The following is a 20,996-nucleotide window of genomic DNA, read 5'->3' on the forward strand; positions in this document are numbered from 1 at the left end:
CATAGATGGCCCAAAATTCGCCATACCCACACGTTTTGCGGTACCCCATATCAGCCGGGCACGCGGGTGCCGGGCAGCAAACTTCCCCGCCCGGCCAGCACCGCCTCGTCGAACAGGGTCTGATAGCTCTCCCGTGCCAGGTGGGCCACCGAGCCGGGGCGCAGGTACGCGTCGAGCTGGTGGGCGGTGTGCACGAGCCGCACCGCCCATCGGCCCGCACGCTCCCCGGTGTACAGCAGCCGACACTCGATCTGATAGGCCAGATCCATACAGGCCGAGCCGATCTCGGCATAGGCCCGCGCCTCCGGCTCCCAGGCGGGTCGCCCGGCCGGGTCCGCGGGTTCCAGGACCGCCACGACCGCGGCCAGTTCGTCCGCGGCTCGCCGCAGGCGGCGTTCGTAGCGGACGAGCCCGTCCCGACCGGCCAGGCGGCGGGCGGTGACCGGCCCCTGTCGGTGGATGCGCTCGGCCTCCGCCGTCCGCGCGACTCCGCGTAGCGCGGCGGCGGGCAGGTCCCGCAGCAGCCAATCCACCGCCAGTACCGCGTCGATTTCCGCTACCAGCATCGTCATCCCGCCTTCTGCCCGTGAGGCCGCACAAACAACCAGTACCGCTCGTACCGTCAGCCGATATTGGCGGAGAGGTCCGGAATCATCCGGTACGCCTCGTCCTGCCAGGTATTCCACGCGTGAATGCCGTACGCGGGGAAGGAATAGGCGACATTGCCGCCACCCAGGGATGCCATGCGCACCTGGAAGGAGCGCGTATTGGCCAGTGCCAGCGCCTCCAACGCCATACCGTTGGCGGTGGCGATGCTCGGCGGATCACCGGCGGTGGGGAGACCGCTCGCGGCGGCGACCCACAGTCGGGTGTTGTTGGCGATCAGATTGGGCGCGAAGACGAACGGATCCATGCGCAGCCACTGCGGCCCCCAGGGCGGGGCCATGGAGTCGACGTTGTAGCCGCCCGCGTCCAGCATGGCCAGGCGGATGGCCTCCCGCATGCCGGGCGCGGAGATGTTCAGGTAGCCGGAATAGGCTCCCGCGAAGCTGAACTGGTCGGGATGGTAGGCCGCCAGGGTGAGCGCGGCGCTGCCGCCCATGGACAGGCCGAACACGCCGTTGCGATACGGGTTGAACCCCAGCCGGTCACGCAGCGCCCAGCGCAGGTCGCGGCTGATGAAGGTCTCCCACTCGTAACGGTAGCTCTTGCCCGGACCACCCGAGAGGGTGTCGGTCACGCCCGAGCCGGTATTGCCGGGGCCGGTGCCCGCCGGAACGCCGAAGAACTCGCTCGGGGCGTTCCAGTCGGCGTAGAAGCTGGACTGGCCGCCGACCGGCATGACGACATTGATATTCCAGCTGGCCAGCACCTCGGCGACATTGGTCTCGATCTCCCAGCCGTTGAGGTCCTCCCGCGCCCGCATCCCGTCGAGCGCGTAGACGACCCGGTTGGTATTGCCGTCGGCGGCGCGCAGCACCCGGGTCTTGATGGGACCCATGCTCGGTGAATCCACCCAGAAGTCGAAGGCCGCGGGCGTGAACGCCGCCGTGGCCGTAGCCGTCGAGCCCACCAGGGCGATACCCGCAGACAGCAGCGCTACCAGCGCCAATGCCGCACTCCGACAGCCGATACCGAACCATCTCACCGAATTCGACGCAGTGCGAGTCAATCGCATGGATGCCGACCCTTTCCCTCGTGCGGTCGCGAGACCACAAGGCACACAACCGGTCCCCGCACCGGACGGACGCGAGCACCGGGTGCTCGAGGAGGGTATCGGCACCCCGTCAGGAAATGTTGCTATAAATTAGCTGCAAATTCTGTGCGGTCGGTCACATCAACCCTTCAACGATCATCTTCCGGGTTGGGACGCCAGGTCAGACCCAGGATCACGATGGCGATGCCGAAGAGCACGCACACCGGTTGCAGGATGCTGAAGGTGCGGATGACCGCGATCTGCACGATGATCCAGCCGATCAGCAGGCCGCCGCTGGCGATCGCGACGGTCGGGGCGCGGCGCTCACCGTGCGCGGCGGACCAGGAGGTGACGGCCATCGGGACCGCGACGACGAGCGCCAGGGCGAGGGCGGCGAAGACCGGACTCTCGAACGGGAGCCGCCGCACGATGGTCTGCCCCAGGTCGATTCCGCCGCCCGCCAAGCCGACAGCGCCCGCCACGGCCCAGATCGCCACGAAACCCGACAGCAGCACGAGGGCGGCCTGCTCGAGGGCGGTCTCTCGAATGTTCTGCGTGAATGCCATGGTTCGACGGTCGCGTGGCGGCCCTGGTCATCGGAAGTCGCGTTGGGCCCCGGGCCACGGGACCTTGGCCCTCGGTTCGCCGCTCCGGACGGCGACGGCACGGTCCACACCAGCCTGGATGCCGTTGGTCCTCGTATCAGAGGGCGATCTGCCCTGCCCCGGGCGGACGCACGCGCCGACAGTGGAGACAGTTGGCGCGCATCGCGTCGAGAGCACAATCCGGCACCGCGTCGCGCGCGATCGCGCCGGAGAAGGAGGCAGACGGTGATGTACTGGTACGACCATGGACCGAGTGGCTGGGGCTATGTCGGCATGGGCATCGGCATGCTGCTGTTCTGGGGACTGGTGATCGCGACCTTCGCCCTGATCGTGCGGATGACCGCGCGACCGGACCGGGAAGGGAAGCCACCCGTCACCCAGACCCCCGCCGAGCAGCTGCTGGCCGAGCGGTTCGCCCGCGGCGATATCGACGAGCAGGAATACATCAGCCGCCTCACCGCGCTGCGCACCCACACCGCGACCCGCGCCTGACCACCGCTCCGCCACAGCGCATCGGTGGCAGCCGCGTCGGAGGTAGCCGCGTCGGAGGTAGCCGCGTCGGAGGTAGCCGCGTCGGAGGTAGCCGCGTCGGCCGCGCCCTGCCACGGCCGACGCGCCATAGGTTGTCGAGCGGCCGCGTGCTCCACCGATGTGGGGAGGCGACCCTGGCATCGGGAGGTGCCTGCCTACCGAGCGGAGTGGTCAGCCGGTGCTCTGCCATGCGCGCAGAGCGGTGGCGACGGTGTCGCCGATCGGCGCCGTGGTGTCCAGGGTGACGGCCGCGGGCCAGGGGCTCGCGGTGGCGGACAGGGCTTTCGCGATCTCGGGGGTGGCTTCCGAATCGCCGGGATCGCGGGTGAACATGCGTTCGGCGGCGATATCGGGTGGACACTCGCAGCGCAGTTCCACCAGGTCGGCGACCGCGTCCTCGGCCAGTTCCACTGCGCGGGTACGGGATTCGGCGTCGGTCCAGCTGGCGTCGAGAATCACGGAGATGCCCTGCTCGATCCGATCCCGAGCGCGGTCGAGGAGTTCGGCGTAGACCCGGGCTTTCGCTTCGGGACGGTAAGCGCCCGCCCCGAAATCTCCGCCCGTGCCGACCACGGCACCCACCGCGCGCAGCTCGGCGCGCACGGTGTCGCTCGACAGCAGTTCCGCTCCGGTTTCCGCGGCGAGAGCTTGTGCGACGGTGGACTTTCCGGTTCCGGGCAGCCCGCCGACCAGGGTGAGCCGCACGGCCCCGGCGCTCAGGTGCGCCGCGGCCAGTTCGAGATGCCGGGTGGCCCGCTCGGCCGCGGCGGCGACACCCTGGTCGGCGCGGATGCGGTCGGTCTTGGCCCGCACCATGGCGCGGTAGGCGATGTAGTGGTGGCGCAGGGAGGCCGGTGGGGTGTCGTGGGCCGCGTGCAGATAGTCGTCCAGGAATCCGGTGGCGAGCGCCGGATGGCCGCGGAACTCCAGATCCATGGCGAGGAAGGCGGCGTCGTCGAGGCAGTCCACATAGCGCAGTTGGTCGTCGAAATCCAGGCAGTCGAGCACGCGGAAGCCGTCGGGTAGCGCGAAGATGTCCTCCACGAGCAGATCGCCGTGCCCGTCGACGATGTGGCCCGCGGCGATGCGCCGGGCCAGCAACGGTCCGCGACCGTCCAGATAGCGGCCGACCAGCCGTGCGATGCGGTCGACCACCGCCGGATCCACCGCATCGCGCGGCTGCTCGTGCAGGCTGTGCAGCAGCACATCCCAGCGGTGCCGCAGGGCGGCGGGCGTACCCGCGTGGTCGATCTCGGGGCCGCGCCGCGCCGCCCGATGGAAGTCGGCGATCAGCGCGGCGAGTTCGGCCAGTTCCGCGCGGGTGACGGTACCGCGGTCGAGTCCGGTGGACAGTCGGGCCGCTTCGGGAATGCGGCGCATGACCACCACGGGCTCCCCCGCCCCGCCCTCCGGATCGGTGAGATGGGCGAGCCCGAGGTACACATCGGGTGCGAGCCGCCGGTTCAACTCGATCTCTCGCAGGCACGCCCGCTCCCGAGCGGCGGTGCTGCCGAAGTCGAGGAAGTCGGTCACGACGGGCTTTTTGACCTTGTAGGCGCGTTCGCCGCAGAGCAGGACCAGGCCGGTGTGGGTCTCCCGCAGCTGCGCGAACGGTTCACCGTTCGTATCCGCCATCTCAGCGGTCCGCCGGATGGACGACCAGCACCGGGCAGTGGGCGTGCTGTACCAGCGCGTTCGTGGTCGAGCCCAACAGCAGACCCGGGAAGCCGCCGCGACCACGGTTCCCGACCACCACCAGTTGGGCTGTGCGCGACCAGGTTCGGAGCTGGTCGGCGGGGGCCCACGGATACACCCGGCGGGTCACCCGGACCTCCGGATACTTCTCCTGCCAGCCCGCCAGCCGTTCGGCGAGGATCGCCCACTCCCGGTGTTCCAGTTCGGATTCGGGCACGGTCAGCCGATCGCCACCGGCGAAATCGCCGAAACTCCAGTCGCTCCAGGTGTGCACGGCGACCAGTTCGGCGCCGCGCTCGGCCGCCTCCCGGAACGCCGCGGCGATGGCGGCCTCACCGACCGGACCGCCGTCGACTCCCACCACGACCGGGCCGCTGTCGTGGATCGCGTTGTCCGCGTCCGGATCCGGGCGCACCACGACGACCGCACCGTGTGCGTGCGCGGTGACGGCCAGCAGTGTCGAACCCAGATGCGCGATGCTCCCGGCGGTGCCGGTGGCACCCAGGACCGTCGCGTAGGCGTGGGCGCTCTCCTCGATGAGCAGGGCGGCGGGGCTCTGCGCGGTCAGCGCGACCGTGACCGTCAGGTTCGGGTCGCGCTGGCGCGCGATCGCTGCCGCACGGTCGAGCAGCACGCGACCGCCCTCCCGGACCGCTTCGATCACCGGCGGAATGAGCACGTCGTAGCTCCCGAGGACCGCACTCATGCCCACTAGGTCGAGGCCGTGCACGAGACGCAGCGCGCGCTGCCGGGCGGCGGCGTAGTCGGCCGCCCATCCGACGGCGGTGTCCGATCCCGCCGAGCCGTCGACGCCGACCACCACCGCGGCGGAGGCGAGCTGATGCGGATCGTCGGGGTGCTGGGCTGTCATGGCGATCTCCTGACTGTGCGATCGGCTCGCGGCCGGTGTGGCGGTCAGTGCGGCGACACCAGGTTCCTGGTGTCGAGCATGCGGACGAGGAACGCGCCGGTGACGGCCGCCATGGCCGCGGCCATGGCGAGGCCGCCGAGCAGCCCGATGCCCACGATCAGCGCGGTCGGCTGGCCGGGCTGCCACAGCGGGGTGGTGATGAGGGCGAACGCCGCGAGACCCGCGATCCAGCCCACCGCATTGGCCCAGATCCACAGCGCCGCGCGCTCGGTCCGCTCGCGCAGCACGAACCATTGGGCCACGCCGATCGCGAACACCATCACCAGGGCTCCGACCGCGATCACCGGCGCCTGCACCGCAGGCGGCCAGTCGGTGATGCGGTCGCCGTAGAGCACCGGCACCGCGCCGATCGTCCACGCCACCACCGCTCCCACCACGGTAGCCCGAACCCAGCGCCCGGTGGCGAAGTCGCGCAGCCACTTCCGCAGCACCAGGGACTGGAACGAGCCGAGTACCGCACCCTCGACGACGGCGGCGAGCAGCAGTCCCGCGACCACGACCGCGGGGGCGGCGTCGAGGAGCAGCGCGCCCGCGACGGCGGGGGCGACGAAACCCAGGAACTCACCGGCGGTCACGGTGGTGAACCACTGCCGCCACCGGCTGGTGTGATTCGGCTGGGTTCGCGCCAGCTCGATCACCAGGTACGGATCGATCGCCGTCGTCCGCTGGCGCGGATGTTCGTGCAGGTAGACCGCCTCGACCTCCTCGTGCTCGATCGTTCCGGGCGCGACCAGGCGGCCGATTCCGGCGAGCCAGTCGCCGTCGATGCGAATGGACACCGAATGCGGTGTCCGGAAATTGCGCCACCAGGTCTTCGCGGCGGCATTGCCCACCCGGACGATCACGGTGTCGCCGGAACGCGCGTAGGACACCGGCAGTGCGATCCGCCGTCCCGATCGGCGGCCCAGGTAGCGCAGTTCCGCGACGGTGTGGCCCAGCCCCACGGGGAATCGCAGCGCCATCAGCACCGCGGACGAACCCACACCCGAGGTCTCGTACTTCGTGGTCATCGCGACCTCCGCACCGCCGGCGAGGCGACGCCCGGTTCGTTCGCCCGGTGGCGCCGCGTCGAGGAATATTGTCGCTTCGATCGTGGCCCGCCACCGCTGTCCGCCGACAGGGTCCCTCGCCGCCTGCGGAGGTGACCATCGTCCTCGCGGGGCGGGCACGACGGCTCTCACCCACCGCGTAGGCGCTGACGCACGCTCGGGGAACCACGACAACCCATCCGAAAGAGGCGAACGACCATGTCCCATCAGAGTGATCCGCTCGCGCCCGCCGTGCACACCGCGCACGAATGGCTCAATGCCATCGCCGACGGGCTCGACACCTATGACAAGGCCTTCGCGCACCGTGCCATGCGTGCCTGGTTGCACACCGTGCGTGATCGCATCGGCGTCAACGCCGCCGCCCATCTGAGCGCGCAGCTGCCGGAACTGCTGCGCGGCATCTTCTACGAGGGCTGGATGCCCGCACACGTGCCGGTGCCGCACGATGTGGCGTCGTTCCTCACCCAATTCGCCCGGGAGGCGGGCGTTTCCCGCGACGAGGCGGCGGCGCTGTCCGGTGTGGTGACCGATTCCTTCGCCGCACTGTTCTCTCCCGGGCAGCTCGACCACGTGCTCGCGCAGCTCCCGGTGGCGCTGCGCCATGTGCTGCTCGGTGCGGACCTGTCGGGTGTGCTGGCGGGCGCGGCGGTCCTCACCCAGGGCGAGACCGACCGGGTGGACGAGTTGGAGGTGCGGGTGGCGGCACTGCGCGACGCGGTGGCGGTGCTGGCGCGCGGGCTGGAGGATTTGCCCGGCGGGCCGTCACCGGAGGCCGCCCGCGCCGCCCAGCACGCCCACCGCATCCTGCTCGCCGAGGGCCTGAGCGACACCAGGCAGCAGCCGGTATAGGAAGCGCGACAGCGACGGCGGCCCGTGGTTCACACCACGGGCCGCCGTCGTGGCGGGCCGCGTTCAGTAGCCGATATCGCGACGGCGCAGACCGGCCAGAGCGGCCAGCATTCCCAGGCCGGTCAGGGCGAGGAGGGTGAGCAGCGGGCCGGGCCGGGGGTCGTCGAGCGGGACTCGGGGCAGGTGGGCGAAGGGGGTGGCCTGGTCGAACCAGGCCGGGAGATCGAAGGATTCGGCGAAGAGGGTGGCGACCGCGCAGTAGGCGAAATAGACCCACGAGACGGGGGTGGCCAGGCGCGGCAGCCAGCCGTAGGCGAGTGCGGCCACGGCCGCGACCACCCACACGGCGGGCAGGTAGGCCAGTGCGGCGGCGGCCAGCCGCAGCGGTTCGGTGGCGGCCGAGGTGATCATGCCGTGGCTCAGTCCGACGCCGGCCCCACCGGCGGCGAGCACCACGGCGCCGCCGATCGACGCCACGCTCAGATGGCCCGCGAACCAGGTCGTCCGGCCGACCGGGGCGGCGAGCAACGGATCGGCACGCCCCTCGGTCTCCTCGCCGCGCGCCCGCAGCACCGCCGTGACGGTGTAGGCGGCGGTCAGCAGGGCCAGCGTCGACAGGGACAGCGCCAGATACGAATTCACGGCGTCATCGGCCCCGCCGGGCAGGAAGGCGGCGATATCCGGATTGTCGGCGATGAAGTCCTCGATGCTGTCCGCGAATGACCCATAGGCCAGTCCCAGCCCGAAAACACCTGTCACCCAGCCGATCAGCGCACCGCGCTGGAGCCGCCACGCCAGGCTCGCCGGGGACCGCAGGGCCGGGGACGCGGTCGCCCGCCCGGTGCCGTACGCGAACAGTCCGGAACCGAAATCGCGCCGGTCCAGCAGCCATACCGCCACCGCGAACAGGACTGCGGTCGCCGCCGCGAACAGCAGCAGCGGCCACCAGCGGTCGACCACGTAGGGGTAGCTGCGCTGCCCCCACCCGATCGGCGAGAGCCACGACGCCGTGCCATTGCCCACGTCGCCCACCGCGCGCAGCACCCAGGCGGCGGCCAGGGCCAGCGACACGGCACCGTACACGCTGCGTGGATTCTCGAACACCTGCGCCGCCACCGCCGTGACCGCGGCGAAGGTCACCCCGGTCCCGGCCAGCACGGCCCCGAGCAGTAGTGAGCCGCCCACCGGCAGACCGGTGCCCACCGCGACGGCGCAGACGGCCACCGCCGCGACGGCGTTCGCCGCGACGGCCAGCAGCAGCGCCGCGACCAGTGCCGCGCGCCGCCCCACCCGGGCGGAGCGAATCAGTTCGGCCCGACCGGTCTCCTCGTCGGTGCGGGTGTGGCGGCCGACCAGAAACATATTCATGAGCGCGATCACGACGGCGAGGTAGGTGAAGATCTCGAACAGCACCTCCCCGCCGATCGTGTCGAGCAGTCGCAACGGCCCGCCCAGCGCCACCACGGCAGCATTGCCGCCCATGGTCCGCCGCAGCGCCTCCAGCTTCTCGGGCGTGTCGTAGAGGCGCTGGCTGCTCACCGACTGCAACGCCAGCAGCGCGCCGAGGCCGAATATCCACCAGGGCAGCGTGAATCGCTCCCGCCGCAGCGCGAAGCGCAGCAGGGTGCCCGCCCCCGCCGCCTGGGTGAGCCGCGGCTCCCGGGTCGTCCCGGTGTCGAGGGCGGTCACGACGACGCCTGTACCGGCTCGGTCCGGCTGCCGTAGTGGCGCAGGAACAGTTCCTCCAGGGTCGGCGGCGCGCTCTCCAGACTGCGCACCCCCAGCCAGGCCAGTGAGCGCAGGATGGCGTCCAGATGTTCCGGTTCCACGTCGAAGCGGGCGCGGGTGCCGTCGGCGACCAGGTTGTGCACGCCGGGCACCGAGCCCAGTTCGGTTGCCGGGCGCACGGTTTCGACGGTGATGGTGGTGCGGGTCAGATGCCGCAGCTCGGCGAGGGTGCCACTCTCGACGGTATGTCCGTCGCGGATGATGCTCACCCGATCGCACAGCGCCTCGACCTCACCCAGGATATGGCTCGACAGCAGCACGGTACTCCCCCGCCGTGTCAGATCCCTTACGCAGGAACGGAATTCGGCGTCCATCAGCGGGTCCAAACCCGCGGTGGGTTCGTCCAGCAGATACAGTTCCGCCTCGCAGGCCAGCGCCGCCACCAGCGCGACCTTCTGCCGGTTGCCCTTGGAGTAGGCGCGGGCCTTCACCTTGGGGTCCAGCCGGAATCGCTCCAGCAGTTCGTCGCGGCGGCGGCGATCGGTCCGGCCGCGCAGCCGGGCCAGCAGGTCGATGACCTCGCCGCCGGTGATGCCGGGCCACAGCGTCACCTCACCGGGTACGTACGCCAGCCGGGCGTGCAGGGCCACCGCGTCCCGCCAGGGGTCGCCGTCCAACATCCGTACCGTCCCGGCGTCGGGCCGCAACAGTCCCAGCAGGATCCGGATGGTGGTCGTCTTCCCGGCCCCGTTGGGTCCGAGGAATCCGTGCACCTCCCCCGTGCGCACGGTGAGGTTCAGCTCGTCGAGCGCGCGCGTGCGGCCGAACGTCTTGGTCAGGCCGGTGATGGTGATCGCGTCGGTCATGGTCATCCCTTCTCCGCCAGGGGAATCCGTACGGTGCGGCCCGCGACGAGCCGGTCGACCCGGCCGCGGCATTCGATCTCGACATCCGGTACGACTCCCGGATCGGAGCGGACCTCGAGTTCGGTCGCGCCGACACCGACGGTCATGCGGTGGCCCCGGTAGACGATCGGGAAGCTGAGCGTGCCCAGTTCCTTCGGCCACGCCGGGTCGAATATCAATCGGCCGGAACGCAATTCCAGGCCGGTGAAGCAGCGTTGCAGTAAATCGACGCTGCCCGCCATGGCGCCCAGATGGATTCCCTCGGCGGTGGTGCCGCCCTGGATGTCGGCGATATCGGAGGACAGCACCCGATCGAAGAACTCCGCGGCCCGGTCCCGGTGCGCACGGGCCAGCACCCAGGCGTGCACCAGGGCGCTGAGGGTGGAGCCGTGCGAGGTGCGCGCCAGGTAGTAGTCGATGGTGCGCGGAATCATCTCCGGGGGCAGTTCGTAGCCGAGGTCGGCCAGCAGCGCCCGCAGCTCGTCGGCCGAGAGCAGATAGAACAGCATCAGCACATCGGCCTGTTTGGCCGCCCGGTAGCGGTTCACGTCGTCGCCCTCGGCCTCCAGTGCCCGGTCCAGGCGCTGGATATCGCCGTAGCGAGCCCAATCCAGTTCCGCGAGCCGGTCGTAGCCGTCGAACTGGCTGATCACCCCGTCGTGGAACGGCACGTACATGCGCCGGGTGAGGTCCTCCCAGGTGCGCGGTTCACCGGGATCCACCCCGAGCGATTCCAGCAACCGCCCGCGCTCGCGCGGACCCAGCAGGGCCAGGGCGTCGAGCGTGCGCCGGATGGTCCAGACCGCCATCACATTGATGTAGGCATTGTCGTCGATACCGTCCAGGGGCGCGTCCGGATACCCGGAGTGGAATTCGTCCGGCCCGATGATGCCGCGGACGCGATAGCGATTCCGCTCGGGGTCGTACTTCACCCGGCTCGCCCAGAACCGGGTGATCTCCACCAGCAGTTCGGCCCCGTACTCGGTGAGGAACTCCACGTCCCCGGTGGCCTCGTGGTACTCCCACACGGTGTAGGCGACCGCCAGCCCGGCGTGGTGGGCGCGCACGCTCGGATCCGGATTCCAGTGTCCCGATTCCGGATTCAGGTGCAGGCGCTGCGACTCCTCGCGCCCGTCGCTGCCGGACTGCCAGGGGAACAGCGCACCGGCCCAGCCGCCCGCCCGCGCGGCCCGCCGCGCCTCCGGCAGGCGGCGGTGGCGGTAGCGCAGCAGCGCGCGGGTGACCATGGGGAAGCGCACGGTGAGGACGGGGCAGATGAACATCTCGTCCCAGAACACGTGCCCGCGATAGGCCTCGCCGTGCAGCCCGCGGGCGGGTACGCCCACATCGAGATCGGCGGTGTGCGGGGACAGGGTTTGCAGGAGATGCATGAGGTGGAAGCGCACCAGGCGCACCCCGTGGTCGTGGCCGTCGAGGTCGAACCGCGCCCGCTCCCACAGGTGTTCCCAGGCCGTGTCGTGCCCGGCCAGCAACCGCGCGAAGTCGCCGCAGGCGGCCAGCTCCCGGGCGGCGGCCTCGGCCGTGGTGGCGATGGCGTGGTCGCGTCCGGTGTAGACGGTGGCCACCTTCTCCAGCGTCACCGAACCCCACTCGGCGGTGTCGACGGTGAACTCCTGGCCGACCACCTGTCCCTCGTCGATGAATCGGGTTGTCTCATAGCAGGTCTCACCGCTGACGCGGACCGTCGAGCGGGCGGCCACGGCGATCGGGATCTCGGAGCTGTTGGTGCGCACGGCGACCAGCACGGCGTCCGGCGACAGCACGGCGGTGGTGACGGGCACCAGGTGGTCGCCCGACAGGGCGCGGTAGCGGTCCACCAGTGCGTTCCGCACGTCGGCGTCGATGACCGAGCGCAGGGTCACCGGCCCCGACCAGTTCTCGGCGGTGAGGGTGGTCTCCAGCGCACAGATATGGGGTGCGTGCATGGCGGCGAAGCGGCGCTGCCGCACCGTGGTGATGCGTCCGGCCGCGTCGCGGAATCGGAAGCGCCGAATGAGAATCGCCCGGCGCAGGTCCAGTTGCTGGCGATAGGACAGCAGTTCGGCGCGGTCGATGTCGAACCAGTCGCCGTCGCCGATCCGGAAGGTGACCGGGAGCCAGTTGGGCAGATTCACCAGGCTCTCGTTGTCCACGGTGCGTCCGGCGATCTCGTCGAAGCGCCGGTTGTAGACGCCCGCGACATAGGTACCGGGGTAGTGCCGTTCGCCCGCGGCGCATTCCGGGGCGGCCCCGCGGGTGCCCAGATAGCCGTTGCCGACCGTACACAACGCCTCGCGCAACTTCTCCGCGGCCGGGTCGTAGCCCTCGAAGGTCAGCATCCACTGCTCCGAGGCGGACAGGTCGGGGTCGGTGTGCAGCCAGTCCGCCAAGCGGTCCAGCAGGTCGCGCACCCGGCGTGGTCCGGCAACCGCGAAGCGCGCGGCGGTGTAGCGGTCCCCGCTCTCGGCGTGGCGGACCGCGATGCCGATACCGTCGGCCTCGATGGCGTCGAACGCGTCCTCGTCGGTCAGGTCGTCGCCCAGGTACATCGGCACCGCGGGCACGGCGAGCCGGTCCAGGATCCAGCGCAGCGCCCGGCCCTTGTCCCAGTCCACATCGGGGCGCAGTTCGGTGACCTTGCGGCCGCCGGTGGCGCGCAGTCCCACCGCCCGGGCCACGTCGTGGGCGGCGCTCACCACCACCGCGACCTGATCGCGCGGCACCGTACGGTGGTGGACGGCGACGGTGAACCGTTTGGGCTCCACCAGCGCCCCGGGAACGTCGGCGAGCCGGTCGCGCAGCAGCCGCGCCGCCTGTTCGCCCACCGCCTCGGCATGGGGTGCCGCGCCGTGCACGTGCCGGGTGCCGTCCGGGGCCATCAGCTCGAAGCCGTGACTGCCCGCGTACCACAACCCGTCCACCCCGACCCGGGCCCGTAGATCCTCCAGTGCGCGGCCGCTGACCACCGCGACCGGGCAGGCCGCCGCCAGTTCGGCCAGTACCGACCGCGCGCCCTCCACCGGTTGCGCGGCGGCCGGATCGGGCACGATATCGGAGAGTGTGCCGTCGAAGTCGAGCAGTACGGCAGCCTTGCCGGTATCCAGCAGATCGGTGATCCGCGACCACGACCGCAGCGCGTCCGGGAGTTCGGACACCCGGCGAAATCCGCTGCGCAGCAGTACGTCCGACGCATCCGCCACCACGGTGTCCGCGCCCTGCTCGCGCAGCCGGTCGGCATGCCCGCCCCGGTCGACGCCGATCACCAGTCCGAAACCGCCCCGGCGACCGGCCGCCACTCCGGCCTCGGCGTCCTCCAGCACCACCGTGCGCTCGGGCTCGGCCCCGAGCCGGTACGCCGCCTCGAGCAGCATGGCCGGGTCGGGTTTGCCCGCCAGCCCGAGCCTTTCGGCCTCCAGGCCGTCGACCCGCACCTCGAACAGCTCGGCCAGTCCGGCCGCCGCCAGCACCTCGGCCGCATTGCGACTGGCGGAGAACACCGCCGTGCCGAGTCCGGCGGCGTGCAGCCGTCGGATCAATGCCACCGTGCCGTCGAAGACTCGCACGCCGTCCCGCGCCACCCGTGCGAGGAAGAGACGATCCTTGCGGTTACCGAGCCCGCACACGGTGTCGACGTCCCCGCGCTCCGACGGATCGCCCCACGGTAGCGAGATGTCCCGGGACGCAAGGAAATCCGCCACGCCGCGGTAGCGCGGTTTGCCGTCGACGTAGCGCAGGTAGTCGTCGTGGGTGAACGGGGTGAGCCGTTCGCCCCGGGCACCGGCGCGCCGGGCGAGGAAGTCGTCGAAGAGTTCGGTCCAGGCCGCGGCGTGCATCGACGCACTGTCGGTGACGACCCCGTCCATATCGAAGAGCACAGCGTCGTGGCGGCGCGCATCGATCAGCGCTGCGGTATCGGCGTACACACCTCCCAGGTTGGCTGGCGGGGGGATTGTCCAGCAAGAGAACAAAGTCCCCGCACCCCCCGGGGGTGCGGTACCCGGCGGTTCGGGACCTAGGACTCGTTACACCGTCGCCACGCGCGCCTACCGTGAGCGCTATGACCGTTCTGCCCACCGGCGTCACCATCGAGAAGGCCGTGCTGCTGGCCGGTCGTGCGCCGTCACTGCACAACAGCCAGCCGTGGCGGTGGACCTTCGACGGGGCCGCGCTGCGCCTGTTCGCGGTGCCGGAGCGGCTGCTGCCCGCCACCGATCCGCGCCGCCGACAGTTGCTCATCAGCTGCGGTGTCACGCTCGACCACCTGCGAGTCGCCATGGCGGCCGCCGGCTGGCGCTGCACCGTGGCGCGCTTCCCCGACCCGAACAATCACGATCACCTCGCCACGGTCACCTTTCGTCCCGCCGCGATCGTCACCGATGCCGATCGGGAACGGGCCGACGCCATCGCCCGGCGGCACACCGATCGCCTGCCGTTCGCCGCACCGACCGGATGGGACGAACTCGAGGCCGTGCTGCGCACCGTGGTGGACCCCGAGGACGCGATCGTGAGCGTGCTCGGTCCCGACAGTCGCGCCCGACTGGCGCACGCCTCCGGCCTCACCGCCGCCGTGCGCCGTTACGATGCCGAGTACCAGGCCGAATTACGCTGGTGGACCGGGCATTCCGCGGCGGCGGGCGGGGTGCCCCGGACGGCGCTGGCCAATCCGGAGGAGCAGGCGCGTGTCGGCATCGGCCGCGCCTTCCCCGCCGCCGCCACGGCCTCGCGCCGCGCCGAACTCGATACCGACCACGCGGTCGTCCTGGTGCTGTCCACCGTCGGCGATACACCCGAGGAACTGCTGCGCTGCGGTACCGCCCTGTCCACGGTGCTGCTGGAGTGCACCGTCGCCGGGTCGGCGACCTGTCCACTGACCCACCTCACCGAGGATCCACGTGGCCGGGCCATGGTCCGGGAGCTCACCGGGCGGGACGACCTGCCGCAGGTCCTGGTTCGGGTGGGTACGGCACCGGAGCCGGAATCGGAAACCGCCTCGGAGACCGAGACGGTCACGCCGCGCCGTCCCCTGGCCGACATCTTGGCCATGCCGAGATGAGCACGCCCGAGAAGGAGAGCCCGATGAGATACCGGGTCAGCATCTGCCACACACCCCCGCAAACCATGCTGTGCCTACCGCGTGAGATCAGAGCGGACCGGGTGGGCACGGATATCGCGGAGGGAATGCGCGAGCTGGTGACCACCGCGCAGCGCGCCGAACTCACCACCATCGGCGCGTCGACCATCACCTTCCGCGAGCCACCGGCCGCGGACGGCTCCACCGTCGTCGACTTCGGCGTCCTGGTGGAACCCGCGCCCAAACTCGGTCCCGCGTCGGGTGCGACGCTGCTGCTGGAACCGGACCGCATGGTGGCCCGGATCTGCTACCGCGGCGGCTACCGGGAGCTGGAAGCCGTGCACAGATCGCTGCGGGCGTGGTTGCGCGACAACGGTTATCGTGCGGCCGGACCCGCACGGGAAGCCTATCTGGTCGGCCCGGACGAGGTGTCCGACCCCCGGGAACTGCTCACCGAGATCACCATCCCGGTCGTACCCGCGCCGAGTATCGCGCTGCTGCTGGACGAACCGTTCGCGACGGCGCTCGACTGGACCCGGAAAGTACTGCGGGTGTACGACTTCGAAGTGGTCGGCGAGCTCGATGTGCGGGCGATGCTGCACGCTCGACCGGGCGAGCCCGTCGAGGACTACACGATCCTCAGCGCCTGCCATCCGGGGCTGGCCCAGCGGGCGTTGGCGGCGGACCGCGAGGCCGGACTGTTGCTGCCCTGCACCGTGGTGGTGCGCGCGGTCGAGGGCGGCACCCGGGTGGAAGTCGCCGATCCCGAGGTGCTGGCGGCCGCCCTGCCGCTGGCGGACCTGCTGCCGGTGGCCGCCGAGACCCGGCGGCTGCTCATCGCGGCGCTGCGGGCGGCGCGCGAGACCGATCAGGTCACCACCAGTGAGGTGACCCCGAGGTAGATCACGATCGACAGCAGATCCTGGATCACGGTGGCCAGCGGTCCCGACCCGAACGCGGGGTCGATGCCCAGGCGCGACAGCGCCCACGGCAGCACCATGGCCACCACCGCCGCCACCGAACAGGCGGCCAGCAGCGCGATGGCCACGGCGGCGGATACCTCCGCATCGCCCCAGACCGCCAGGGTGAACGCATACGATACGGCCGCGACCAGCAGACCGATCACTGCGCCGGTCACGGATTCACGCACCACGATCCCGCGGATGCCGACCCCCACCGACAACCCGCGGACCACCAACGCCACCGTCTGGGTGCCGACCGCGTCGGCCAGATACACCACACCTGGAATGAAGAAGGCGATCAACACCTCGCGCTTGAGCTGTCCCCGAAACGCGTCGACCACGCCCGCGGCCAGCATCGCGCCCACGAAACCCACCGCGAGCCAGGGCAATCGGTGCCACAGTCGCCGGGCCACCGGCTCGGTGGTGGCCGTGCGCGCCGTGGATGTCGAGGCCAGATAGCCCGACAGCCGGGCCACGTCCTCATCGTGCTCCGCCAGCAGCAGTCCCAGCAGCCGTTGCGGCGGGATCACCCCGAGCCACCTGCCGTCCGCGTCGACGACGGCGAGGCCGGGCTCGTCATGGCGCAACGCCTCCCAGACCGCCGCTTCCTGATCGTGGTGCCCCGCCACCGTCGGCGGGTCCGTGTCCATCACCTCGCCCACCGGGCTGTCCGGCGGCGCGGCGAGCAGCCGTTCGATGGTGACCAGTCCGGCAAGGTAGCCGTCCCGGCAGACCACCACCACCGCCGCACTGGCGAACCGCCGGCCCTGCATCCCCGCGAGCGCCGCCCGCACCGTCTCCGCCGGTTCGACGACCGGGACGTCCCGCGTCGCGTGCGCGGCCGCCGTGTCGAGGACATCGGCGGCGATCATCCTGCTCTCCACAGCCGAACGCTAGCCCCCGGCACCCCCGCACGCCAGCGCTCGCCTCCTACCGCTCCCGCGCGCATACGCCGACCGACTTCGCGCCCACGAAAGGACCGCCGAAATACCTGCGGCCGCCTGCCTTTCGGCCCTGGGCCGCGAGTCTCGACCGGAGTGGAATCGAGCACGAGGAGGTTCGTCATGATTGTGGATACCGTTCTGGTGGCCTACGGATCCAAGCGCGGCGGCACCGCCGAAATCGCCGAGTGGATCGGTGACACGCTGCGCGCCGAACACGTCACCGCCGAGGTCCGATCCGCCGCCGAGGTGCGCTCCCTCGAACGCTACGGCGCGATCGTGCTGGGCGGGGCGCTGTACGCGGGCCGCTGGCATCGCCACGCCCGCGGCTTCGTCCGTCGCTTCCATCGCACCCTCCCGGACCATCCGGTATGGATGTTCGGCAGTGGGCCGCTGGATGATTCGGCCGACCGGGTGGACCCGGACAAGATCTTCGGCGCCCGTGCCGTCCGCAAGGCCGCCGCACGGGTGAACGCCCGCGGCTACACGATCTTCGGCGGGCGACTGCTCCCGGACGCACGCGGCTTCCCGGCGTCGGCGATGGCCAAGAACTCCGCCGGTGACTTCCGCGACCGTGCACGCATCCGAGCCTGGGCCGCCGCGATCGCCACCGACCTGTCCACACCGCCCGCGCGGTGAAGCCCACGTCGGCGGCAGCGGTGTTCGGGCTCGGCGCGGCGGTTCGGTTCGTCACGGCATTGGCGGGCGATACCGTGCGTGCGGTACGCAACGAGGCCGCCGGGAGACAGATCTGGGCGCGCGACGGTCGCGCCCACATCGAGGCCCGCGGGGTGCATCACGTCGACGCGCCCGCGGACTATCCCGCCGCACTGCGCAGCGCGGTGGGCGCACTCGACGGGGTGCGCTGGGTGGCGGTCAACGGGATCCTCGGCGACGTGATCGTCGACTTCGATCCCGAGCGGGTCAATGTGGCGCGTCTGAGCGAGACCGTCGCCCACGTGGAGCACGAGTACGCCATGACCGGTCGGCCTCGGGACAGACCGCTGCATCCGGCCAGCTTCGAACCGATCTTCGATGAATTGGTCGCGCTCGGCGGCGATCTGACCGGAGCCGTGGTCGGACTGGTGGGACGGCTTGCACCCCCGCTGTCTCTTCCGCCCGAGTCGATCGCCGCCGTGCACGCGGTCGATCTGATTCCCGGCTTGCGCACGGGACTCGACAGCCGATTCGGAGCGGTGCGGGTCGATGCCGTGCTGTCGCTGGCCGGTTCGGCCGTCTCGGCGGCCAGCCGCAATCCGCTCTCGGCGCTGGCCGATGCTGGGCTGCGCGCGGTGGAACTCCCCGCCGCCCTGGCCCGCCGCCACGCCTGGGAACGGCGGGCGGCACAGCTCACCACCACCGCCCGCGCGGCGGCCGCACAGGCACAGCCAGCACCCGACGCCCGTCCGACACCCCTGCCGCCGGGTCCCGTCCAGCGGTACGAGCGGAAAGCGGGTGCGGTCACGGTGAGTGCGGCGGCCCTGCTCCTTCCCGTCGCCGGGCTCACCCGCGCCGCAGGGGCCATTGTGATCGGTGCGCCACGCGCCGCCGATATGGGTGCTGCCGCCTATACGGCCGCGCTCGCCCGCACCCTGTGCGATCGTGGTGTGCTGGTTCGTGATCCGGCCGCGCTGGCATTGCTCGACCGCATCGACACCGTGGTGATCGACGCGCAGGTGCTCGTCGACGCCGAGGGCAGACTCGATCCACTCACCGACGCGGTGCTGGCCGCCGCCCACCGCGTCGGCCGCGTCGTCGTCGCACCCCGCAGTTCCGGGCTGGCCGAGCGAGTCGGCGCCGATGACAGTCTGGGCGGCGGACCCCACCTGGCCGCGTCGGTGCGGGAACTCCAGGCGCAGGGACATACGGTCGCCTTGATCGCGGGGCACAATGCCCCCGGATTGGCCGCCGCCGACTGCGCCATCGGCATCCTCACCGACGGCCGTACCCCACCGTGGGCGGCCGATATCCTGTGTGGCCCCGGCCTTTCCGAGGCATGGCTGCTGCTGCGCGGCTGCGGTGCGGCCGGAGGCAACAGCGCGCGTGGGGTGCGACTGGCCCTGCTCGGCTCGATATCCGGGGCGGTGCTGGGTCTGCTCGGCCCGCAACGCGGGGCCTGCCAGCGCGGCACCTTGCCGGTCGGACTGGCCGCGTTGGCGGCCGTCGCGACCGGCATCTGGTCGGTCGGCGCACTGGCCCGGCAAGCCCCACCCGCGCCGAGCGACAGCACGCCCTGGCATGCCATGCCCGTGGACGAGGCGCTCGCCGCCCTCGGCACCGGTCTGCCCGGATTGACCGATCAACAGGCGGCCCAGCGGCGCACCGCGCCCACGGATGCCGCAGAACCCGCTGAAACCCTGTGGCGGGCAACACTGTCCGAACTCGACACCCCGCTCACCGCACCGCTGGCCGCGGGTGCGGGTGTGTCGGCGGCCAGCGGATCGGTGTTCGACGCCGGACTGGTCTCCCTGGTGATGATGGGCAACGCGCTGCTGGGCGCGGTGCAGCGGACGGCGGCCGGTCGCGCGGTGCGCCGCCTCGCCGAGATCGGTTCCCTGCAGGCCCGGCTGCGGCGACAGGGGCGGGAAAGCATCACGCCCGCCAGCGAACTCGTGGTCGGCGATATCGTGGTGCTGCGAGCGGGTGATGCCGTACCCGCCGACTGCCGCCTGCTCGACGCGGACCATCTCGAGGTGGACGAATCCAGTCTGACCGGTGAATCGCTACCGGTGCCCAAGGATCCCGCACCCGTCGACGCCGCCGAGGTGGCCGAGCGCGCCAGCATGCTGTACGCGGGCACCGATGTGGTGGCCGGCAGCGGCGCCGCCGTGGTGGTGGCCGTCGGCGCGGAGACCGAGACCGGCCGCAGCGGGCGGCTCGCCGACAGCGGCGAGTCCGCCAGCGGCGAGTCCGCCAGCGGGGTCGCGGCCCGCCTCGACGACCTCCCAGCGCGGCGAACTCGACAGCGACCGCATCGAGCGCCTGGTGTTCGCCGGACTGCTCTGCCTGGCCGACCCGGTGCGGCCTACCGCCGCCGCGGCGGTGCGTGATCTGCGCGCCGCGGGCGTGGACGCCGTCATGCTCACCGGTGACCATCCGCGTACCGCGCTCGGTATCGCCACCGAACTCGGGCTGCGCACCGGCGGCCGGGTCATCACCGGTGCGGAGGTCGAGACCCGAACCGAGGCCGAACTGGCCGAACTCGTCGCCGAGACAGCGGTATTCGCGCGCGTCTCACCGGTGCACAAGGCCGCCATCGTGGGCGCGCTGCGCCGTGCGGGTCACATCGTCGCGGTGACCGGCGACGGCGCCAACGACGCGCCGGCCATCCGATTGGCGGATGTGGGCATCGCGCTGGGGCCGCGCAGCACCCCGGCCGCCAAACAGGCCGCCGATATCGTCGTCACCGACGAACACATCGAGACCATCGTGGACGCCGTCATCGAGAGCCGCGCCATGTGGCGTTCGGTGCGCGACAGCGTCTCCATGCTGGTCGGCGGTAACTTCGGCGAGATCGCCTTCACCGTCGGCTCGGCACTGCTGGACCGGAGCCCGGCGCTCAACGCCCGCCAGCTGCTGGCGGTCAATCTGCTCACGGACCTGCTGCCCGCCCTGGTGGTGGCCGCCCGTCCACCGCGCGGCATCACCCCGGCCATGCTGTTGTCCGAGGGGCCGGATTCGGCGGTAGGCACGGCATTGCGGCGCGATGTCACCGCCCGTGCGATGGCGACCGGTACCGCGGCCGCGGCCGGTTGGCTGACCGCGCGGCTGCTCTGCCCGCCCCGGCAGGCCGGGACCGTCGGATTCGCCGCTCTGGTCGGCACACAGTTGGCCCAGACCGCCCGCGATTCGCACGGCGATCCCCTGGTGCTCGCGGCCGCCCTCGGTTCCGCCGCGGCGCTCTTCGCACTCGTTCAGTTCCCGCCGACCAGCTATTTCTTCGGCTGCCGCCCGCTCGGGCCGCTCGGGTGGGGTATCGCCACCGTGGCGAGCGTCGGCACCGCGGTCGCCGCCCACGGCCATCGTTGATCCA

17 protein-coding genes are annotated in these 20,996 nt (G+C 71.3%); 7 read left to right on the forward strand and 10 right to left on the reverse strand.

The genetic code is table 11. From position 1 onward, the window contains the following. Positions 1–50 precede the first annotated feature (50 nt). From FOH10_RS14830 to FOH10_RS14840, 3 genes are all read right to left on the reverse strand, one after another. On the reverse strand, positions 51–572 hold the full coding sequence (locus FOH10_RS14830) for a hypothetical protein (RefSeq protein ID WP_143981152.1): 522 nt from the start codon (positions 570–572) through the stop codon (positions 51–53). Positions 573–622: 50 nt separating this feature from the next. Beyond that, positions 623–1,678 (reverse strand): alpha/beta hydrolase, encoded by a 1,056-nt coding sequence (locus FOH10_RS14835; protein WP_143981153.1) that lies wholly within the window; start codon positions 1,676–1,678, stop codon positions 623–625. Positions 1,679–1,845: 167 nt separating this feature from the next. After that, a complete protein-coding gene (locus FOH10_RS14840; RefSeq protein WP_143981154.1) occupies positions 1,846–2,262 on the reverse strand; it encodes a hypothetical protein in 417 nt (138 codons plus the stop codon). A 267-nt stretch (positions 2,263–2,529) separates the two neighbouring features. On the opposite strand from FOH10_RS14840, the gene FOH10_RS14845 reads away from it, so the two are divergent. Next, positions 2,530–2,793 carry an SHOCT domain-containing protein gene (locus tag FOH10_RS14845; RefSeq protein ID WP_029928716.1) on the forward strand — a complete coding sequence of 88 codons (264 nt, stop codon included), beginning with the start codon at positions 2,530–2,532 and terminating at the stop codon, positions 2,791–2,793. A gap of 210 nt (positions 2,794–3,003) precedes the next feature. Here FOH10_RS14845 and FOH10_RS14850 read toward each other — a convergent pair whose 3' ends face one another. From FOH10_RS14850 to FOH10_RS14860, 3 genes are read right to left on the reverse strand one after another with little or no spacing between them, the layout of a single operon-like run. After that, a complete protein-coding gene (locus FOH10_RS14850) occupies positions 3,004–4,467 on the reverse strand; it encodes a bifunctional aminoglycoside phosphotransferase/ATP-binding protein (RefSeq protein ID WP_143981155.1) in 1,464 nt (487 codons plus the stop codon). Position 4,468: 1 nt separating this feature from the next. Continuing rightward, positions 4,469–5,398 (reverse strand): universal stress protein, encoded by a 930-nt coding sequence (locus FOH10_RS14855; protein ID WP_143981156.1) that lies wholly within the window; start codon positions 5,396–5,398, stop codon positions 4,469–4,471. A 44-nt stretch (positions 5,399–5,442) separates the two neighbouring features. Continuing rightward, complete coding sequence (locus FOH10_RS14860) at positions 5,443–6,468, reverse strand: hypothetical protein (RefSeq protein WP_143981157.1); 1,026 nt, start codon at positions 6,466–6,468, stop codon at positions 5,443–5,445. Between the two features lie 237 nt (positions 6,469–6,705). Between FOH10_RS14860 and FOH10_RS14865 the strand changes: the two genes are divergently transcribed. Then, positions 6,706–7,356, forward strand: coding sequence for a DUF2267 domain-containing protein (locus FOH10_RS14865; RefSeq protein ID WP_143981158.1), 651 nt, complete (start codon positions 6,706–6,708; stop codon positions 7,354–7,356). Between the two features lie 63 nt (positions 7,357–7,419). On the opposite strand, the gene FOH10_RS14870 is transcribed toward FOH10_RS14865, so the two are convergent. Genes FOH10_RS14870 through otsB form a run of 3 tightly spaced genes read right to left on the reverse strand, consistent with a single transcriptional unit; the run spans position 7,420 to position 13,852 of the window. Further along, positions 7,420–9,045, reverse strand: coding sequence for an ABC transporter permease (locus FOH10_RS14870; RefSeq protein ID WP_143981159.1), 1,626 nt, complete (start codon positions 9,043–9,045; stop codon positions 7,420–7,422). Then, entirely contained in the window at positions 9,042–9,950 is a 909-nt protein-coding gene (locus FOH10_RS14875; protein ID WP_029928727.1) for an ABC transporter ATP-binding protein, read from the reverse strand. The genes FOH10_RS14870 and FOH10_RS14875 overlap by 4 nt, the downstream gene beginning before the upstream one ends. Before the next feature lie 2 nt (positions 9,951–9,952). Next, positions 9,953–13,852, reverse strand: a complete 3,900-nt coding sequence (otsB, locus tag FOH10_RS14880; RefSeq protein ID WP_244962081.1) for a trehalose-phosphatase — start codon at positions 13,850–13,852, stop codon at positions 9,953–9,955. 194 nt (positions 13,853–14,046) lie between these two features. On the opposite strand from otsB, the gene FOH10_RS14885 reads away from it, so the two are divergent. Beyond that, the gene (locus tag FOH10_RS14885) at positions 14,047–15,042 is read left to right on the forward strand and encodes an Acg family FMN-binding oxidoreductase (protein WP_143981161.1); all 996 of its coding nucleotides are present in this window, start codon (positions 14,047–14,049) and stop codon (positions 15,040–15,042) included. A gap of 23 nt (positions 15,043–15,065) precedes the next feature. Next, the gene (locus tag FOH10_RS14890; protein WP_221937973.1) at positions 15,066–15,962 is read left to right on the forward strand and encodes a DUF302 domain-containing protein; all 897 of its coding nucleotides are present in this window, start codon (positions 15,066–15,068) and stop codon (positions 15,960–15,962) included. Here FOH10_RS14890 and FOH10_RS14895 read toward each other — a convergent pair. Then, a complete protein-coding gene (locus FOH10_RS14895; RefSeq protein ID WP_244961988.1) occupies positions 15,929–16,906 on the reverse strand; it encodes a magnesium transporter in 978 nt (325 codons plus the stop codon). The two genes, FOH10_RS14890 and FOH10_RS14895, sit on opposite strands and share 34 nt — an antisense overlap. A gap of 180 nt (positions 16,907–17,086) precedes the next feature. Here FOH10_RS14895 and FOH10_RS14900 point away from each other — a divergent pair, with 180 nt between their 5' ends. The 3 genes from FOH10_RS14900 to FOH10_RS14910 are packed head-to-tail and all read left to right on the forward strand — an operon-like array spanning position 17,087 to position 20,992. Next, entirely contained in the window at positions 17,087–17,602 is a 516-nt protein-coding gene (locus tag FOH10_RS14900) for a flavodoxin domain-containing protein (protein ID WP_029928736.1), read from the forward strand. Beyond that, the gene (locus FOH10_RS14905) at positions 17,599–20,013 is read left to right on the forward strand and encodes a P-type ATPase actuator domain-containing protein (RefSeq protein ID WP_143981162.1); all 2,415 of its coding nucleotides are present in this window, start codon (positions 17,599–17,601) and stop codon (positions 20,011–20,013) included. Before FOH10_RS14900 ends, FOH10_RS14905 begins: the two co-directional genes overlap by 4 nt. Next, on the forward strand, positions 19,949–20,992 hold the full coding sequence (locus tag FOH10_RS14910; RefSeq protein ID WP_186000838.1) for an HAD-IC family P-type ATPase: 1,044 nt from the start codon (positions 19,949–19,951) through the stop codon (positions 20,990–20,992). Before FOH10_RS14905 ends, FOH10_RS14910 begins: the two co-directional genes overlap by 65 nt. Positions 20,993–20,996: the final 4 nt, after the last annotated feature.

This window comes from Nocardia otitidiscaviarum, assembly GCF_007362295.1.
GTDB lineage: Bacteria > Actinomycetota > Actinomycetes > Mycobacteriales > Mycobacteriaceae > Nocardia > Nocardia otitidiscaviarum.

Bases quoted from the DNA above. Each gene is read 5' to 3' on its own strand.
- FOH10_RS14875 (WP_029928727.1), bottom strand. From the start codon at position 9,950: ATGACCGACGCGATCACCATCACCGGCCTGACCAAGACGTTCGGCCGC.
- FOH10_RS14835 (WP_143981153.1), bottom strand. From the start codon at position 1,678: ATGCGATTGACTCGCACTGCGTCGAATTCGGTGAGATGGTTCGGTATC.
- FOH10_RS14850 (WP_143981155.1), bottom strand. From the start codon at position 4,467: ATGGCGGATACGAACGGTGAACCGTTCGCGCAGCTGCGGGAGACCCAC.
- FOH10_RS14890 (WP_221937973.1), top strand. From the start codon at position 15,066: ATGAGATACCGGGTCAGCATCTGCCACACACCCCCGCAAACCATGCTG.
- FOH10_RS14845 (WP_029928716.1), top strand. From the start codon at position 2,530: ATGTACTGGTACGACCATGGACCGAGTGGCTGGGGCTATGTCGGCATG.
- FOH10_RS14855 (WP_143981156.1), bottom strand. From the start codon at position 5,398: ATGACAGCCCAGCACCCCGACGATCCGCATCAGCTCGCCTCCGCCGCG.
- FOH10_RS14860 (WP_143981157.1), bottom strand. From the start codon at position 6,468: ATGACCACGAAGTACGAGACCTCGGGTGTGGGTTCGTCCGCGGTGCTG.
- FOH10_RS14885 (WP_143981161.1), top strand. From the start codon at position 14,047: ATGACCGTTCTGCCCACCGGCGTCACCATCGAGAAGGCCGTGCTGCTG.
- FOH10_RS14900 (WP_029928736.1), top strand. From the start codon at position 17,087: ATGATTGTGGATACCGTTCTGGTGGCCTACGGATCCAAGCGCGGCGGC.
- FOH10_RS14840 (WP_143981154.1), bottom strand. From the start codon at position 2,262: ATGGCATTCACGCAGAACATTCGAGAGACCGCCCTCGAGCAGGCCGCC.
- FOH10_RS14865 (WP_143981158.1), top strand. From the start codon at position 6,706: ATGTCCCATCAGAGTGATCCGCTCGCGCCCGCCGTGCACACCGCGCAC.
- FOH10_RS14830 (WP_143981152.1), bottom strand. From the start codon at position 572: ATGACGATGCTGGTAGCGGAAATCGACGCGGTACTGGCGGTGGATTGG.
- otsB (WP_244962081.1), bottom strand. From the start codon at position 13,852: ATGGACGGGGTCGTCACCGACAGTGCGTCGATGCACGCCGCGGCCTGG.